This window comes from Lawsonella clevelandensis (genome assembly GCF_001293125.1).
GTDB lineage: Bacteria > Actinomycetota > Actinomycetes > Mycobacteriales > Mycobacteriaceae > Lawsonella > Lawsonella clevelandensis.
Genome location: NZ_CP009312.1, coordinates 1 through 15,933, shown reverse-complemented (window position 1 = coordinate 15,933; position 15,933 = coordinate 1). Strand labels below are relative to the sequence as shown.

General features: G+C 54.2%; 17 protein-coding genes and 2 pseudogenes. 7 read left to right on the top strand and 12 right to left on the bottom strand.

Annotated elements, in window-relative coordinates; translation table 11 throughout:
* Nucleotides 1-7 precede the first annotated feature (7 nt).
* The 4 genes and pseudogenes from IY73_RS08700 to IY73_RS00080 all read right to left on the bottom strand — a co-directional run bounded on the left by IY73_RS08700 (nt 8) and on the right by IY73_RS00080 (nt 1,680).
* Entirely contained in the window at nt 8-232 is a 225-nt protein-coding gene (locus tag IY73_RS08700) for an SAM-dependent methyltransferase (RefSeq protein ID WP_172621812.1), read from the bottom strand.
* 63 nt (nt 233-295) lie between these two features.
* Nucleotides 296-433: pseudogene (locus IY73_RS08695) on the bottom strand (precorrin-8X methylmutase); the annotation flags it as partial.
* 31 nt (nt 434-464) lie between these two features.
* A complete protein-coding gene (locus tag IY73_RS08270) occupies nt 465-845 on the bottom strand; it encodes a hypothetical protein (RefSeq protein WP_148417423.1) in 381 nt (126 codons plus the stop codon).
* A 58-nt stretch (nt 846-903) separates the two neighbouring features.
* Nucleotides 904-1,680 carry a hypothetical protein gene (locus IY73_RS00080; RefSeq protein ID WP_148417422.1) on the bottom strand — a complete coding sequence of 259 codons (777 nt, stop codon included), beginning with the start codon at nt 1,678-1,680 and terminating at the stop codon, nt 904-906.
* Between the two features lie 133 nt (nt 1,681-1,813).
* On the opposite strand from IY73_RS00080, the pseudogene IY73_RS00075 reads away from it, so the two are divergent.
* From IY73_RS00075 to IY73_RS00065, 3 genes and pseudogenes are all read left to right on the top strand, one after another.
* Nucleotides 1,814-3,286: pseudogene (locus IY73_RS00075) on the top strand (cobaltochelatase subunit CobN); the annotation flags it as partial.
* Nucleotides 3,287-3,342: 56 nt separating this feature from the next.
* A complete protein-coding gene (gene lnt, locus IY73_RS00070; RefSeq protein ID WP_063665796.1) occupies nt 3,343-4,959 on the top strand; it encodes an apolipoprotein N-acyltransferase in 1,617 nt (538 codons plus the stop codon).
* A 58-nt stretch (nt 4,960-5,017) separates the two neighbouring features.
* Nucleotides 5,018-5,788, top strand: coding sequence for a polyprenol monophosphomannose synthase (locus IY73_RS00065; protein ID WP_053961271.1), 771 nt, complete (start codon nt 5,018-5,020; stop codon nt 5,786-5,788).
* A 134-nt stretch (nt 5,789-5,922) separates the two neighbouring features.
* Here the strand turns inward: IY73_RS00065 and IY73_RS00060 are convergent, their stop codons facing one another.
* Entirely contained in the window at nt 5,923-6,276 is a 354-nt protein-coding gene (locus IY73_RS00060) for an RNA polymerase-binding protein RbpA (protein WP_053961270.1), read from the bottom strand.
* A gap of 196 nt (nt 6,277-6,472) precedes the next feature.
* On the opposite strand from IY73_RS00060, the gene IY73_RS00055 reads away from it, so the two are divergent.
* Nucleotides 6,473-6,817 carry a hypothetical protein gene (locus tag IY73_RS00055; protein ID WP_053961269.1) on the top strand — a complete coding sequence of 115 codons (345 nt, stop codon included), beginning with the start codon at nt 6,473-6,475 and terminating at the stop codon, nt 6,815-6,817.
* Nucleotides 6,818-7,375: 558 nt separating this feature from the next.
* On the opposite strand, the gene IY73_RS00050 is transcribed toward IY73_RS00055, so the two are convergent.
* The 3 genes from IY73_RS00050 to IY73_RS00040 form a co-directional block, all read right to left on the bottom strand.
* Nucleotides 7,376-8,596, bottom strand: coding sequence for a class I SAM-dependent methyltransferase (locus tag IY73_RS00050; protein ID WP_158408619.1), 1,221 nt, complete (start codon nt 8,594-8,596; stop codon nt 7,376-7,378).
* Between the two features lie 119 nt (nt 8,597-8,715).
* Nucleotides 8,716-9,189 carry a PaaI family thioesterase gene (locus tag IY73_RS00045; protein ID WP_082345238.1) on the bottom strand — a complete coding sequence of 158 codons (474 nt, stop codon included), beginning with the start codon at nt 9,187-9,189 and terminating at the stop codon, nt 8,716-8,718.
* A gap of 28 nt (nt 9,190-9,217) precedes the next feature.
* Entirely contained in the window at nt 9,218-9,907 is a 690-nt protein-coding gene (locus tag IY73_RS00040) for a hypothetical protein (protein ID WP_053961267.1), read from the bottom strand.
* Between the two features lie 230 nt (nt 9,908-10,137).
* Here IY73_RS00040 and IY73_RS00035 point away from each other — a divergent pair, with 230 nt between their 5' ends.
* From IY73_RS00035 to IY73_RS00025, 3 genes are read left to right on the top strand one after another with little or no spacing between them, the layout of a single operon-like run.
* Nucleotides 10,138-11,469, top strand: a complete 1,332-nt coding sequence (locus IY73_RS00035) for a hemolysin family protein (protein ID WP_315861663.1) — start codon at nt 10,138-10,140, stop codon at nt 11,467-11,469.
* The gene (locus IY73_RS00030) at nt 11,469-12,533 is read left to right on the top strand and encodes a hemolysin family protein (protein WP_053978630.1); all 1,065 of its coding nucleotides are present in this window, start codon (nt 11,469-11,471) and stop codon (nt 12,531-12,533) included. Before IY73_RS00035 ends, IY73_RS00030 begins: the two co-directional genes overlap by 1 nt.
* A 5-nt stretch (nt 12,534-12,538) precedes the next feature.
* Nucleotides 12,539-13,213 carry a hypothetical protein gene (locus IY73_RS00025; RefSeq protein ID WP_053961264.1) on the top strand — a complete coding sequence of 225 codons (675 nt, stop codon included), beginning with the start codon at nt 12,539-12,541 and terminating at the stop codon, nt 13,211-13,213.
* A 95-nt stretch (nt 13,214-13,308) separates the two neighbouring features.
* On the opposite strand, the gene IY73_RS00020 is transcribed toward IY73_RS00025, so the two are convergent.
* From IY73_RS00020 to odhI, 4 genes are all read right to left on the bottom strand, one after another.
* Nucleotides 13,309-13,884: a MerR family transcriptional regulator gene (locus IY73_RS00020; RefSeq protein WP_053961263.1), complete on the bottom strand. Its 576-nt coding sequence runs from the start codon at nt 13,882-13,884 to the stop codon at nt 13,309-13,311.
* 201 nt (nt 13,885-14,085) lie between these two features.
* Nucleotides 14,086-14,655 carry a bifunctional nuclease family protein gene (locus tag IY73_RS00015; protein ID WP_053961262.1) on the bottom strand — a complete coding sequence of 190 codons (570 nt, stop codon included), beginning with the start codon at nt 14,653-14,655 and terminating at the stop codon, nt 14,086-14,088.
* On the bottom strand, nt 14,655-15,347 hold the full coding sequence (ftsR, locus tag IY73_RS00010) for a transcriptional regulator FtsR (protein WP_158408618.1): 693 nt from the start codon (nt 15,345-15,347) through the stop codon (nt 14,655-14,657). Before ftsR ends, IY73_RS00015 begins: the two co-directional genes overlap by 1 nt.
* A gap of 36 nt (nt 15,348-15,383) precedes the next feature.
* Complete coding sequence (odhI, locus tag IY73_RS00005; RefSeq protein WP_053961260.1) at nt 15,384-15,836, bottom strand: oxoglutarate dehydrogenase inhibitor Odhl; 453 nt, start codon at nt 15,834-15,836, stop codon at nt 15,384-15,386.
* Nucleotides 15,837-15,933: the final 97 nt, after the last annotated feature.

The window sequence follows — 15,933 nt, the reverse complement described above, 5'->3', positions numbered from 1 at the left end:
GGATACTCTAGGACAAGCAGTCGCTGGTGGTCGAGGTAGGGGGGGTGACGGTGCGCAGAGCGTGGGACAGGCGTCCAGGGGCCTGGTGATAGGCAACTACATCAGCGGCTTGCAACGCGCGAACGGCTTTGACGGTGAGAAGCTCGGAATCTCCTAGACCAACACCGATGGCAGAGAGGCGTCCCCGTAATTGTCTGGGGTGAGCAGCGGCTTCATCGTAAGAGCGAGACATGGTTAGAACTCTTTCTCTGAAGGGGTGGCGAGAGTATTGAGAGCCGATACGACAAAGGTCAGTCTGCCCACATCCATGGATCATGCGCACGGCAATGGGCTCAAGTATGGGGCTAAATTTGGAGAGATCAGCTTCCTTCCGAATAATGCGGAAAGATTCAGCGTAAATGTCATCTCCCGAATTGGTGTGGCTATAGCCCATGCGGCTGGTATCCTCCCGTAGTTACTGGGGTTCACCCATCGGCATCCATGAGCCTTTCGACATACTCTCCTTGTGCTGTAGCGAGACGTTCCCAATGTTGTTCATTCGGGTGCCCGCACCAACGGGCACAGCCTGCATAGTGAATTCGTACTCCTGGTTGATAGTCAGGGGAGCACATCAGCCGCCAAGCATCAGCGCGTACATCGGTATGCGCGCGGCGGCATCCCGGTTTTCCTCCACAGGCACCGATCCAGTTCGCCGGGTGATGTGGATCGATGCTCATCCCTAAACGCGTCAGGGCGGTGCACAGGTCGTCACGTGCAGCTTCTGAAACGTCATAGATTACAACGGTGTGCCAGGGCGTGAAGCGCACAGAGTAACCGAAGCCCGCTAGTTCTTGTGCGGCTACCACGGTCTTTGCTGTGATACCGGCGATGGGCTGGGTACGCGGTGGGAGTGATATGTCTGCGTCACTGAGTTTGGTAAAACTGCTGAGGATAACTGTCCTGAAGCCGCATCATAATTGTCTCTCGACAGTGCTCCTCATCGACCATCCGCCACTGCTGGCGGGGAAACTCTGCATAGTACTGTGCTGCGGCGGCGAGAACCTCTACAAGATCATTGTGTGTGCAGGTGAGGGGGGTGGGAACAGCGGCCAGCATGAGCATCCAGTGCCCGTTGGGCTGTGCCACAGCCCCAAGGTCTGGCCGTTCGTAGCAGACGTCGCCGCTTCCGTTATCGAGAGCGATAATGGTTCGTCCGGAAAGATCTGCGACCGCGGGGCTAGCACAGAGTGCCTGGTCGAGCTGGTCAACAAGACGGTCTAGGGTGTCAGCGGATGGGCCTCCCGCATAGGGGAGTGGGGAGACGAGGATGGTGCGCACACTGTCATGGCTTGGGCGCGGGAGCAGCCCAGCTTCTGCAATGTCAGCGATAAGGCGTTGATGCCGGTCGCCCTTACGGACTCCACGCAGCTGCGGGTGCGAGCGGTCCGAGAGATAGAGGAACCCGTCCCCATAGTGCACAGCTGCATCCCCTAGGAACCGTAGTTCAGCAGGAGTGAAGAGGCTGCCTGGTTTCCTGATGCGCGCAATGCCGCCGTCGTGGGCGGCGAATAGTCGCAGCGTGCTTGGACACGAGTCGTGGCAGGAATGATCGGATTCTTGCCGAGGAATAAAGGTGTGCACCCCGTAGCCTAGTCTGTTGAACACCCGCAGCCGGTCAGCCCACGTGCTCCTTGGTACCATGGGGGAGTTATTGTCGCTGAAAAAGTAGGTTCGTGTGCGTGCCGTTTTACTTTCCGCCTCTGATACTGATGGGCTAGCGGCTGCTCAGTCTGATCGCCCATGGGTGTGGCGTAACCCATCTGGGGTAGCAGCAGAAGAACATGCCCGTTTCCTCGTGGAGGGCTTGGCTGCACACCAGTGGGATGCCCAACTGGTTACCGATGTTATCCATCGTTATTGCGCAGCTTTTGACGGAGTTACGGAAGCCATTGATACCCCACGCCTACAGCAGGTACTGACGTTTTTGTGTGAGATAGTGGTACCACGGCTGTTTCAGACAGGACAGGAGATTCCCCAGGTACTAGCAGCTCTTGACGGTGCGGCAGTGCCACCCGGACCATCCGGTTCACCGCTGCGCGGACTTGTGTCGGTCCTTCCGACTGGACGCAACTTTTATGCCCTCGACCCTCGTGCCATCCCCTCTGAGCTCGCCTGGGAGACTGGTCAAGATTTAGAGCGGACTCTGCTAGACCGTTATTGTGCCGATCACGGGCAGTATCCCGAATCTGTCGGCATTTCATTGTGGGCGACGTCCGCGATGCGGACCAGCGGTGACGATATTGCCGAAGTTCTCTCTTTGCTTGGGATCCGTCCTGTGTGGGATGCCCAGAGTCGACGGATTACCAGATTAGAGATTATTCCGCTTTCTGAATTGGGTCGTCCGCGCATCGATGTGACCCTCCGTATTTCGGGATTTTTCCGTGATGCGTTTCCTGCTGCGATCGCACTAATGGATGATGCCGTGCGGCTTGTGGCAAATCTCCCTGAGGATGCTGCAGACAACTATGTCCGGGCTCACGCCCTACTTGATGAGCCGGAGGGAAGTAGCGGAAAGAACTGGCGCCATGCAACGACACGTATATTTGGTTCACGACCCGGCACCTACGGTGCTGGTGTTATCCAGCTGATGGAAAGTGGGCAGTGGGAGACAACTACAGATATTGCAGAGGTGTACACCACCTGGGGTGGATACGCCTATGGTCGTAATATGGCTGGTGTTGAAGCACGTGCTGCTATGCGGCGCAATTTCGCACGGATTACCGTCACAACGAAGAATGTCGATTCTCGCGAACACGACATCTTCGATTCTGATGATTACTTCCAATTTCACGGTGGCATGGTGGCGACAGTGGAAGCTCTCCGCAGTCATAAGCCAGACTCCTATATCGGCGACTCTACCCGCCCGTCAGCTGTCCGGCACCGTAGCCTAAGCCAAGAGGCTACACGGGTGGTGAGAGCACGTGTGCTTCACCCGCGCTGGCTGGCAGGAATGCGTAAGCACGGCTACAAGGGCGCCTTCGAAATAGCAGCCACAGTCGATTATCTCTTCGGATACGACGCGACTACAGGCGTTTTGGAAGATTGGATGTATAGCGCGGTAGCGGACTCCTATGTCCTTGATACAGAAAATCGCACTTTCTTAGAAGAGGCCAACCCTTGGGCATTACATGGCATATGTGAGCGGCTTATGGAAGCGGTTCAACGGGGACTCTGGGAGAATCCCGATCCACAGATGGTGAACCAGCTTACTGATCTCTTGTTGGACACCGAAGGATCCATGGAGTGATGCCGACTCCTTCTCCTCGCTCCCTGATCAGCTCCACCGTGAGGCTGTCAGGTCCCATGATCATCGTTCCTGCGGTAGGTGGATGTGCAAGCTATTTTAGTTTCGCGCCGTACAACCTCTGGCCGCTGGGGATCATTGGCAGCGCACTACTCTTCGTGAGCCTTGGCCTCCTTGTAGCGACGCCGCGACGGAACCTTTATTGGTGCGCTGCAGAGGCAGGTTTTGTGTGGGCATTAGCACTCTACCTACCACTTTTCCAGTGGGTTCAAGCTTTTGTCGAAGAGCCGCCCTGGATTGCCTTATGTATCATTTTGGCCCTGTATGTCGTGGTGATCACGGTTCCTATCACCCACTTCATGAGGCTTTGGGGGGTCCTTTCACTCCGCACCGCGGCGGCAAGTGCACTCTGGTGGACGGCGGTGGAAGCTGTGCGAGCCCGGTTTCCCTTTGGGGGTTTTTCGTGGGGGACTCCCGCATATGGGCAGTCGACCAGCCCACTTGTCAGCGCCGCACCGTGGGGTTCCACCTCGGCGGTAACCTTCCTTGTGCTGATGTGGGCTTACACTATCCTGATAGGGGCCACAGGGGCACTATTTCTTGCGTACGGCGCCGTCCGCAGCAGACGGCGTACTGGAGAGAATGCTGTTGCAGCTTGGTGGCATTCGCGGCAACACCCGCGCAAAGTTCTCCAGCCTGCAGTAAGTGTGCTACTGATTGCACTTTCCCTAACTGCGGGTTCGATGATCTACGACTCCTCGCAACGTGCTCATGCCGAACCCACTGGCACTCGACGCATCGCTTTTATTCAGGGTGATGTGTCTACCTCTGGGCTGACATTCAATGCGATTCGAATGGAAGTGTTGGAGAATCATGCGCAGGCAACCTTCCGACTGGCTGATGCGGTAAGAATGGGGGAGCAGCCACAACCTGACATTGTGGTGTGGCCGGAGAACTCCGCGGATATTGATCCTCTAGGTAATCCTGACGCCAGCGCACTTATTACCAGTGCTGCCAGAGCCATTCGAGCCCCGATTTTGGTGGGGGCGGTATTAGGACGCGAGTCACATAATCCCGAGCTTAACGCCATTCTCTTATGGACTAGTGATGGCTATCAAGGTATACGTCATGTGAAACGCCATATTCAGCCCTTTGGAGAATATCTACCACTGCGGGGATTAATAGAAAAGATCTCTCCATATGCAGTTTGGGCGGGTAATTTTCAGGCGGGAAAGGGAACTGGAGTCATGCCAGTTGACGGCACCCGTGCCGGTGTCGCGACCTGTTTCGAGATCATTTTCGGGGATAGTGGGCGGCAAGCCCTACGCTATGGTGCAGATTGGTTAGCCGTCCCCACAAACAATGCGACCTTTGGCTATTCTCACGAGACCTACCAGCAGCTGGGTATCAGTCAGTTCCGTGCGCGGGAGTTACACCGTTGGGTAGTAGTTGCGGCAACGTCTGGGGCTAGTGCGTTTATTAGTCCGGACGGCGCTATTATGGACGAGACCTCCCTGTATGAACAGGATTTTGCCGTTCGCACAGTGTCTCTTTACGAGACGCGAACTGCCGCCACTCGTATCCAGCCGTGGCTGGATAGAGTTCTCTGTGTTCTGGCGGTGTTGGTGTGTGGAGGATCGATTATCGCCTGGAGGAAGCGTAGAATTACGCTTTAGCTCTATAGCTTGAACAGCCCTGAGATGCCCACCTGCGGGTGGCTGAATAAGGAACAAGATGTCTGCAAATGAAGTGAAGCCAAGCGCCCGTACGCTGGTCATCATCCCTACCTACAATGAGGAAGAGAATCTTCCCCTCATTGTGGAACGGGTTCAGGCCGCTCAGCCCAACGTCCACATTTTGGTCGTGGATGATAACAGTCCGGATGGTACTGGCAAGCTCGCTGACAAGCTGGCCGCCGAAAACGAAGGCTCGATCTTCGTCATGCATCGTGAGGGCAAGGGGGGCCTCGGGGGCGCCTACATCGCTGGCTTCCATTGGGGGCTGGAGCGCGATTACACCGTTTTGTGCGAGATGGACGCGGACGGATCTCACGCTCCTGAACAACTTTGTCGTCTGCTCGATCGCATTGATGAAGGTGCGGATATGGTGCTCGGCTCCCGCTATGTACCAGGTGGCACCGTAGTGAATTGGCCGAAGAAGCGGGAGATCCTGTCCCGTGGCGGCAACATTTACACTCGCATCGTGTTGGGTGCCAAGCTGAACGATATTACCGGCGGTTACCGTGCTTACCGTCGTGAGGTTCTGGAGACCATTGACCTCGACGCAGTGGGCTCTGTCGGCTACTGCTTCCAGATTGACCTCGCTTGGCGCGCAATTCAGGCTGGGTTCACCGTTGTCGAGGTACCCATCACCTTCACAGAGCGAGAAATCGGTGAATCAAAGATGAGCGGAAACATCATCACCGAAGCCTTCGGCCGAGTTTTCCTCTGGGGAGTCCAGTCTCGTTGGGAGAAACTTCTCACACTCCTTCGTCTAAAGAAGTAGGACATGCTGATATGAATGGCCCACGGGAAACTCCCGTGGGCCATTCTTTATGACGTTATTACTCTTACCCGGCAGACTACGCCTCAGTAGGAACGCAGTTGTAGAGGAAAAGGCGGCGCCCCTCTGTATGTTGTTTAGGCGTTGTTACTGGACACGCGACGGCGACGCTTCTTCAGTACCTCGAGACGCTCTTGGAGAAGCTCGTCGAGTTCGTCAAGACTGCGACGTTCTAGCAGCATATCCCAGTGGGTGCGCGGCGGCTTGACCTGCTTGTCGTCTTCTTCTCCACCGTCGACACGGGTACCTTCCAGGCCGTTCTTGCAGATCCACGTCTGCGGAATTTCTGCATCGTGGGAGAACGGTACAACGAATTCTTCCCCGTTGTCACAGCGGTACGTCACCATCTGACGGGGTGCCAGGTCGTGGTTACGATCAGTCTCGTAACTGACGGCACCAAGCCGACTACCTCGCAAAACGCGATCAGCCATGCAGAATCATTCCTTACATTACTCAATTAAATGTTATTTATAACAAATAACGCTGCCGAAAAACATCTCTCAGCTATAACAACGGCGAAGGCGTCATTTTAGTTCCGATAGTCACGAGGAACCGGCAGAACGCTCAACTGCACCGTATAGTTGCATATATTCTACCGTTTCACAGAAGAAGAAACGAAAGGCGATTATGGCGGCGTCACCGTACACAGCACACCACGAAGATGCTCATTGTGCGTGGTGCGGCCGCGATATCTCCACAAATAATCGCGGACGCAAACGAAAGTACTGCTCACAGTCTTGCCGGCAACGTGCTTACGAAGCACGTCATGACCTTACACAACATGGTCTACCAGATGACTCTATCGTTCTAAGCCAGAATGATGCAGAAGCCATTATCGATCGCATTTTCCAGGCGCGCTGTGCTGCAGAAGACCTTCTTATCGCAATCTCTGAAGGTGCAAAAACACAAGAGCTCTACAAGATTGCTGACGAAGTTGTGGCCCTCACACGAGAAGCGGAACGTCTCCGATAGAGCCGAAAGCACTCGTTTCCATCTTATTAATGGCACGATACCAGTGCACGACTTAATTATGGATGGCACGACTTATTTGTGGCTCTTTCCCGCGTTTTCTCGCCTCCTCTTCGTTGTGTTGCACCGTGTCGTTTTGTCACTGTGACAAAAGTAAACTCATGTGACTAGTGGGACGACAGGGGAATTAAGTGATGTAGTCAACGTCGTAGAGGTCGACTATGTATCAGGCGGCACATAGGCACACATACCGGGAATGGTGTAGTGACGAACAGTTGACCCATTGCGATGATGCCACACGTAATACGAACACTCGTCACAATAGAACCAAGCACGTTGGGCGTTTATGACGATTTTGGGGTTGTTCACTCGCGCAGGAAACTTATGTATATTCACGTTTCTAAGGCGGATGTTCCCTGTGTTGTCTATGTCATGCTCAAAATCAACACTTCCCCGCAGAGCCCTCCATCTTTCCTTTTATCCGATAATCTACATTATGTCATTTTAGATCTTATAAAATAGCGGTGCCGCCGCCCTGTGGATAGCAGTTCCCCTCCCCGTCTAATGCTTCTGGAACACCAACCTCTGACATTCGAGCGCCCCTGTACGAACTCCTGCACGCGCCAGTGCCAATGCCATACGCCACAAGCGGCGATAAGCGGCATCGTAGCCCAATGCACCCACCTGCGATACATGAGCACGGAAACCCTCATCCCACAATTCAAGAGACCGCAGGTAATGATGTCCGCAATGGGTCGCCTGAGTAAGACGAGCTCCTGCAGCCGTAAGAGCTGATACGCATTCTTCCCGAGAACGCAATTGAGTATCTGTATCCACGTACGCCCACCACCATGCGAGAGGCATTTCTTGGTGAGGCCGCCCCCGCCATGGCCGTTCCAGGACAATACGGCCACGCGGAGCCACATCTTCAGACACAAGCTGCGGCAGAGCCTCAAAAATAGTGTCGTGCGGAAGCGGTGAGATCGAAATGAGGACGTCATAGATGCCCGTGTTGCTGAACAATCCGGGAATGAGACGAAGTTGTCCCCCCTGTGCCATATCAGCCCGTGTGGTAAGAATCTTCTCAACCTGTGGGGACTCACACAGCACTGTGACATCGCACCCGAATGCCGCTGCTTCGAGTGCAGTTTCCCCCCACTCAGCGCCGATAAAAAGCACCTTATCTCGGCGGCGTAGATCAGCATCAAGGAGAACCCGCGAGACCCGTCGACGTTGCGCGTCATATAGGTCTTTGCGTAACGGTAATGGTGACGGATCATCAAGATAGACTTCCGCCACCCCGTTATTGACCACAGTCGAGCGCGGACCATTGATGAAATCTGCAGCGCCCAAGTTGAACGTCTCATCGAGATACGTCGAAAAGAACTCAAATGATCGATCCCGCGGCGAAGCCACTAATGGCTCACGCCGCTGAGAGCGTTCTTTGCGTGGTAATACCCTTTTGAGAGACATAGCAGCGCCCCAAAGGTAGGAGGGGTCTTGGGCATCCCACTCCCCTGCCATAAAGCTCTCCGCGAGCCCTAACCACCCATCCCGCGCAAACCGCTCATCGACGGCCGTTTCATCATAGAGTTTCACCGTGCGCGCCGCTTCAGTACCCTTCAACGGTAGACGCCCCGGTGCAAGTTCAGGGCACTCCCCTGCCTCTGTCACCCACATAAACTGTGGGAATTCATCTCGAACATGGCGTTGACGGAGCCGGAAGCGCGAGGCGGAGGGAGTGGCAAGACGGGGCCATTGAGACAGGTCGAGCAAGCTCATTACCGAATCGTCACCTTCCTGAGGAGCACAGCAGTACTCCCCCATGGTAAGCCTAAGGCTTCCTCAACACGCATATGAAACAACTATAAAACGGACACAGTCTGGCAGACAGGGGGCATTCACTCATCGCTGGGAGTGTCAATGGGCAAGTTTGTCACCCGCAACTTCCCTTGCGCAGCCTGTTTGCCATCCTCCCGGACGATATCAACAACCCAAATCTGCTGTGTCCGACCCCGATGGAGCGGGGTAGCCGTAGCGGTCAAACGCCCTTCAGTGACAGGTCGAAGAAAATCTGTACTGTTTGAGGATCCAACGGCAAGCCCGCGCCCGCCTAGCCACCACCATGCGGCAAGAGAAGCGACATCCTCCACTAGCGATGTGTAAATTCCGCCATGAACGATACCCATCGGCTGACACAGTTCTGGCCGGACATCCAAATGAGCGACAACCTTGTCGGGGGAAACCTCGTCATAAACAATTCCGAGAGTGTGGGAGAAGCCGTTTCCCGCGAGAATCTCCCGCGCTTGATCCAGTTCTTCCCCGTCGAGAGTGCGCCCAACATAGGGCGCATAGAGAGCGATAACATCGCGCATTCGATAGCTCCTTGCATCACTGTGATGGCTAGAGTCTACCGATCCTCCGGGAAAGAGGAAGGCCAAGACGCTCACAGCTCTCATAAACGTAACGCATACGGCGCTCCACCTGATCGCGTTTACGTGGATAACGATGCATAACAAGCTTGGCGTAGCTATTGATAAGCCCCCGTAGCGGGCCCCAGCACTGAGCTTCGGTGTATCGACTCAAACGGCTTAATTCCCGCATGATGGGCACCAGGCTCTCCTGTGCCTGCAGCATTGTCCAATCAGCCATATCTTGTTCAGATGGAATGACATGGAACGACCGCAGCTTGGACACATAGGGATCGTCTCCTAGCACGCGCACCCGGGCATGTTCCGCGCCATAGCGGTCGAATCCGCCTAACACATGTGTGCGGAGGAGGATATTCCTCGGACACACCTCCCAAACCCGTCCGCTTAGCATGTAGCTAGAAACCACACCGCCCAGCACAAGGTGGATCATATGTGCGCATACTTCTTCCACTGCCCGTGCTTTGTCGTCGCTAGGGTCGACAATGGAGTGGTAATACTCTTCAAGATACTTGTTCTTAATCACGTCGGTAATGGTGATCCAGCGGCGTCGCGGACACTCTTCGAGGTCCGCCACCGAATACAAGTGAGGTTCTTCCTCACACAGGCTACCGCCAATATCTGAAATTTCGTGTAACACTTCTTTGGCATACATATCGAGCATTTGCTGGGAACCCCCTTCTTAGGATCACCTTCCCTCCAGCACCTGGTAAGTTTGCTACTTTTTTCTCGTATTTTCAATACGGTGCAACTCATTAAGCGTCAACAAAACTGAATAAATGAGAAGAATAAGACGAAACGAATGTGAATCCGTACAATAGAAAGGGAAAAATAGGAGGGAAATCCAGCAAGCTTATGGAAATCGCTACACAAATACTGTCATTAATTGGATTTATGGCAATTACTGGTATGACTGCTATTTTTGTTGCCGCAGAGTTCTCACTGACAGCACTGGAAAAGTCGGCCGTTGACAAAGAAGCCGCCGCTGGTAACAAAAGTGGGCAACGCCTCAAGCATGCCCATCAACACCTTTCATTTGCGCTGTCCGGCTGCCAGGTCGGTATTACCATCACAACTCTTATCACTGGCTACCTCGCAGAGCCAGTACTTGCGCAGTTTTTAACGCCTCTACTACGGAAGATTCCCAATATTTCGGTTTCGGCGGTTAACGGAATCTCGCTTGCTCTAGCCCTTATCACTGCCACCATTCTTTCCATGACATTTGGTGAACTCGTGCCAAAGAACTGGGCGATTAGCGAGTCAATGCGAGTAGCAAAAGCTACCTCACCGTTCCTCATGGGCTTCTCTGTTCTTTTCCGCCCCCTTATCAACGGCCTTAATAGTTCTGCTAATGCCATCCTCCGACAACTGGGTGCTCATCCTGTCGACGAGCTGGCCTCCGCGCGCTCCCCACAGGAATTAGACAGAATCGTCCAAGAATCGGCCCTAGATGGCCATCTGCCGGCCTATACGGCACAGGTGGTCCAAAGATCCCTCCGCTTCGGAAATCTGTCCGCAGAAGACATTATGACGCCTCGTTCTCGAATTGAAACCATTGCGGCCGACGCGGTGGCCCGTGATCTCCTGGCACTGTCGGAAGTAACCGGGCACTCCCGTTTCCCCGTCGTCTCCGGCGATCTCGACAGCACGCTGGGCATCGTGCATGTGAAGGACACTTTTACTCTCTCCCCCGCTAAACTCACGACCGTCACCATGCGTGACCTCATGAAGCCCCTCCCTCGTGTCCCAGATAGTTTGGATGCCGACGCCGTTCTCAGCACTATTCGGGCTAGCGGCCAACAGTCTGGCCTCGTCATTGACGAGTACGGTGGAGCAGCAGGACTCGTCACCATGGAGGATATCGTCGAGGAGATCCTCGGAGATGTCCGCGACGAACACGATGCAAGCCTCCTAGACGTGCTCAAGCGTGGCAATAGCTGGGATTGCTCTGGACAGCTGCGACGAGATGAAGTTGCTGCAGCTACCACGTATTTGTTCCCCGACAATCCCTCTTTTGACACCCTCGGTGGTCTTATCATGTGGAAACTGGGACGCATCCCCGAGGAGGGAGACGAGATTGCCGTACCTTCAGAAGAGCACACACTTGGCGACGTGCAAGAAATGCAGTGGTACTGCCGTGTCATAAAGATGGATGGGCGGCGCGTCGACCGCGTGCTAGTGACCCCGCGCCCACTTGCCGCCACCACGACGAAGGGAGAACAGTAATGAGCACCCTCCCCGCATTCCTTCTCCTGATCCTGCTGCTCGCTGTCAATGCCTTTTTCGTGGCGGTAGAGTTTGCTCTTGTGTCGTCCCGGCATGACCGTCTAGAGGCTATGGCGGCAGCTGGACATTCGCGTGCTTATAAAGTGATCGATGCCTCTGAGCATCTCTCGATGATGCTCGCGACTTGCCAGCTAGGCATTACTGTGGCTTCTGTGCTGCTCGGTAAAATATCTGAGCCCGCCATCGCCAAACTTTTGGAAAACCCGCTCGCGCTTGTGGGTGTCTCAGGTTTTTGGCTCCACACCATCTCCTTTATCGTCGCCCTGATCATCATTTCCTACCTGCACATTCTGCTGGGTGAGATGGTCCCCAAAAACTTCACTATTTCTTCCCCCGAACGTACTGCAATCATCATCGTCCCCCCAATGCTGATGATTATGAAGGTGTCACGTCCCCTCATTTACTTCTTTAACGCTTTGGCGAATGGAACTTTGCGCCTGATGGGCGTGAAGCCGCGCGACGAACTAGAGCGACGCGTAACGTCCGCGCAGCTCAAAGCTATGATTGGCGAATCAAGCGGTGAAGGCCTCATCGACGATGAGGAGACGCGCCGTCTGGACCGGGCACTCGAGGCGTCTGATCGTCCCGTGCGTACCATTATGATTCCCGTCCATCGCATGCGCACTCTGGAACTGAAAGAAGGCCAAATCACTCTGGAATCCCTACAGAAATTGGTGCAGGAAACCGGTTATTCTCGCTACCCAGTCAAGAACGACATCGGCCATTACCTGGGCTTCCTTCATATTAAGGATGTGTTGGACTACCTTTACTCGGATGAGTTAAGCGGAAAGCCGATTCCCGCCAATCTTATTCGCCCGCTCCTTACATTTCCCGGAGATTCCAGCATCGACTCCGTTTCCGCTCGTATGCGTCGTCTGCGTTCTCATTTGGCGCTGGTCACCGATCCGGAAACTGATCAGATTATTGGGTTCGTGGCATTGGAAGATCTTATGGAAGAATTTGTAGGTACGGTCCGCGATTCCACGCATAAGATTCCGGAGTAGGTTGAATGTCTCTCGAAAGCTCACGGCACCGGTCGGAAAACCGACCACGGAAATTCTTGGCTGGCTGGATTATTGCTGCCGTTCTTGTCGTCCTCGTGGTGATCGCTGCAGCCGTGGGTTGGACATTCGCACACAAGAGTATTGATGCTAGCCGTACGCGTGATGCCGTACAGGATTGCTCTGCTGGCTACCTCACTGTCGAGATTTGGGCTCCCCCAGGAGTGCAAGAGTCTCTCACGGAGCTGATTACTTCATATCAAGCCATGCTGCCGTCAGATGGCGGACTGTGTGCTTCCTTCTCGATCTCCGCGCAACAATCCGGAGAGGCCGCTGCAGCACTAATGAAGCGGGCCCCTTATGTTCCAGGCGTATGGATCGCGTCACTATCTGATATTCGAAAAGTTGAAAAGAAACACCCTTCGCTGGTGGTCACTAAACCAGAGAAGATGAAGGGAACGTCGTTTTACTCCGTAAGCCTTGATTTGGCGCAGAACGACCCCGCTAACCTGGACGAAACGTCAGCCGAACACACTGCTGAGGCAACACAAGCTGCGATTGCTGTGGATAGTTACCTACAGCAAAATGAGCTACACTTCGCGGAAACGACCACGGTTGCGCCTGTGAAGAAACCACGTCCTGCGACCTATACGAATCCGGCAGAAAAGACTCCCACTGCGTAGGAATTGCCAGGCGGGAGAGTAGTTCCACACATAGAGTGAGGGCCCACCACAAGAGTGGTGGGCCCTCACTTAACGTCTGTGAGAAAGGGCGCTGATTACCCAATTCGGCGTGCACGCCGACGACGCATGTCTGCCAATTCATCAACCAGTGGCACTGCTGTGACGGAAGAGTTCTCAATACGCTCGGCTGGGAAGTGCGTGATAGATCCCGTGAGTTCTTTCATTGTGCCGGAGACGGCAATCCCGAACACACCCTGGCCATCCTGGATGAGGTCAAACATTTCCTCTGGTGATGTGCATTCATAGACAGAGGTGCCGTCGGAGACCAGGGTGGTGTTGGATAGCTCAGATACGCCCCGGTTACGCAGGTGCTCCACCGCAATACGAATATTCTGCAGAGAGATTCCGGTATCCAGCAGTCGCTTCACAATCTTCAACGTGAGAATATCTTTGAAGGAGTAGAGTCGCTGCGAGCCAGAACCTTTAGCGCCACGAATAGAGGGTTCTACAAGACCAGTACGTGCCCAGTAGTCGAGCTGGCGGTAAGTGATACCGGCAATCTGGCAGGCGGTAGGACCGCGATAACCGGTTTGCTCATCAGGAATGGAACGGTCGGGAAAGAGTCCCGGCTGTTCGCTGTGATTGTCGCTGTGAGACCCGAAGTTGTCCATACTTCCACCTTGCGCACGTCACGTCAGCTGCATCTTTACTGCTAATGGTAACCCAGCACAGTAACAAAGTGTTACTTATATGATAAAAATTGCTGGTGTTACTGATGTGACTATTTTTGCCTTACGTGAATAAAGGTTATTTGCCGGGAAATACCTGAGCAATAGGACACGCCCAAAAGTTTCAAGTATTAGTTGAGACTTTTAGTTTTTCTCGTCCTCGGGACCATCCAGAAAATCATCCATCGAAAGATGGTCCAACATTTCACGGAATGCGTCGATCTCCCCGCTCAGATCTCCGGGAAGCTCCTCAGAAAAACTCTCCACACTAGCAACCTCGCCAGCAACCTCAGAAGACCCAGCAGCGGACCCATCACCCCGCGGATCAACCACTCCAAAGGCATTCAGGACAGCATCCTCAACAGTGATCTCGCAACCACATGTTGCCGCTAAAATCAAAGCATCAGAAGGACGACTATCCACGTGGCGACCATTATCAAGCACAATCTCCGCCCAGAAAATGCCATCCCGCTGAGCAGTCACACAGACGGACTGTACCTCTGCCCCCGCCGCCTGAATAGCCTTCCACAACGTCGTGTGGGTAAATGGACGAGGAATCTCCGTATTGGCCATCGCGAAAGTGAGTAGTGTTGTCTCCTGCTCCCCTATCCACATGCCAAGAACCCGACCCCCCATACGCTCGCGCAGCATAACGATGGGATCGTCCTCGGGGGTATCAGCTTGAATACCGACGATACGAACCGGAACTCTCATTAATAATCCAACACATCCCGAAGACGTTGCTTGAGCAGACCCGCCGCCAAATCACTCACGCCATTGGCTAACACGCGCGCTTGTTCTGCAGTACGTCCCTTTGCTTCAGCTGATTGCAATGCGCGACTGGCACCAGCAGCCTGCCGAACCAAATCCGCCATTCGATCGATCGCAGTACGGAATGAACGCAAATGGCGCGTATCAATACCTGAGTCACACAGTGCTTTACACGCTTCGACGATAGCGACATCATCTTCGACATAGAACCCCGCCCCCGTTGAACGGAGCAGGTCAGCATCAATGAGAGCATCCAAAAACTCGGGGTCAATCCCTGTCTTCAGACATAACGAGCGTTCGGTCAGCCGCACTTGGCTAACGTGGGAGAAGTTCTCCTTTTGCTCGATAACGGCGCTAAGCGGCATCGTCGACTGCTGGCGCAACTCAGCCAACGTCAGTTCGCCGGCGTCCACTCTCTCCAGCTGTTCCCCAATCACTTTATTCGGGAGAAATAAATCTCGCTGAGCGGTCAAAATAAAACGCAAACGCTCAATATCCGAACGGGAGTAACGGCGATAGCCAGATGCTGTCCGTGACGGGCTAATCAACCCCGTAGATTCGAGAAATCTAACCTTGGACAGTGAAATATCGTCAAACTCTTTCGCTAACAGTTCGACGACAGAGCCGATGGACATCGTCGCATCGGATGATCGCAGAGGCTGCGCCGACATTTAAGCGCCCCGACGCGGACCAGTCAGGAATACCAGACGGAACTTGCCAATCTGAACTTCATCGCCATTATTGAGTGTGGTGGAGTCGGTGGGCTCACGGTTGACATAGGTGCCGTTGAGGCTTCCGACATCAGAGACACTGTACGCGTCGCCCTCACGACGGAATTCGGCATGACGACGAGAAACAGTGACATCATCGAGGAAAATATCCGACTCTGGATGACGACCGGCGGTAGTGACATCCCGGTCCAGAAGGAATCGAGAACCAGCGTTTGGGCCCCGCTTGACAACCAGCAGAGCAGAGCCTTCCGGAAGACCATCGACGGAGGCAGCTTTAGCGACGACAGGCTCAGTAGCAGCCAGATCGCTTTCTTTCAACAGCTTGGCGCGGAAAACAGAAGTGGTCTCCGTGCTGGGTTCCTGGAATGGGTAACCGACGGGATTCTCGCTCACTAGTCTTCCTTTCTGACACGGACACCGAGGTGCCCGCACAACACTCAATTCTTGGTTTAAGGATACCCTGCGAAGGCTCATTCGTGCACCCCCTTAA

Excerpts from the sequence above, each read along its gene's own strand:
- IY73_RS00025 (WP_053961264.1), top strand. The coding sequence starts at position 12,539 with ATGTCTCTCGAAAGCTCACGGCACCGGTCGGAAAACCGACCACGGAAA.
- IY73_RS00015 (WP_053961262.1), bottom strand. The coding sequence starts at position 14,655 with ATGAGAGTTCCGGTTCGTATCGTCGGTATTCAAGCTGATACCCCCGAG.
- IY73_RS00055 (WP_053961269.1), top strand. The coding sequence starts at position 6,473 with ATGGCGGCGTCACCGTACACAGCACACCACGAAGATGCTCATTGTGCG.
- IY73_RS00035 (WP_315861663.1), top strand. The coding sequence starts at position 10,138 with ATGGCAATTACTGGTATGACTGCTATTTTTGTTGCCGCAGAGTTCTCA.
- IY73_RS00080 (WP_148417422.1), bottom strand. The coding sequence starts at position 1,680 with ATGGTACCAAGGAGCACGTGGGCTGACCGGCTGCGGGTGTTCAACAGA.
- IY73_RS00040 (WP_053961267.1), bottom strand. The coding sequence starts at position 9,907 with ATGCTCGATATGTATGCCAAAGAAGTGTTACACGAAATTTCAGATATT.
- IY73_RS00045 (WP_082345238.1), bottom strand. The coding sequence starts at position 9,189 with ATGCGCGATGTTATCGCTCTCTATGCGCCCTATGTTGGGCGCACTCTC.
- IY73_RS00065 (WP_053961271.1), top strand. The coding sequence starts at position 5,018 with ATGTCTGCAAATGAAGTGAAGCCAAGCGCCCGTACGCTGGTCATCATC.
- lnt (WP_063665796.1), top strand. The coding sequence starts at position 3,343 with ATGATCATCGTTCCTGCGGTAGGTGGATGTGCAAGCTATTTTAGTTTC.
- IY73_RS00060 (WP_053961270.1), bottom strand. The coding sequence starts at position 6,276 with ATGGCTGATCGCGTTTTGCGAGGTAGTCGGCTTGGTGCCGTCAGTTAC.
- IY73_RS00050 (WP_158408619.1), bottom strand. The coding sequence starts at position 8,596 with ATGAGCTTGCTCGACCTGTCTCAATGGCCCCGTCTTGCCACTCCCTCC.
- IY73_RS00020 (WP_053961263.1), bottom strand. The coding sequence starts at position 13,884 with ATGGACAACTTCGGGTCTCACAGCGACAATCACAGCGAACAGCCGGGA.
- IY73_RS00030 (WP_053978630.1), top strand. The coding sequence starts at position 11,469 with ATGAGCACCCTCCCCGCATTCCTTCTCCTGATCCTGCTGCTCGCTGTC.
- ftsR (WP_158408618.1), bottom strand. The coding sequence starts at position 15,347 with ATGTCCATCGGCTCTGTCGTCGAACTGTTAGCGAAAGAGTTTGACGAT.
- IY73_RS08700 (WP_172621812.1), bottom strand. The coding sequence starts at position 232 with ATGTCTCGCTCTTACGATGAAGCCGCTGCTCACCCCAGACAATTACGG.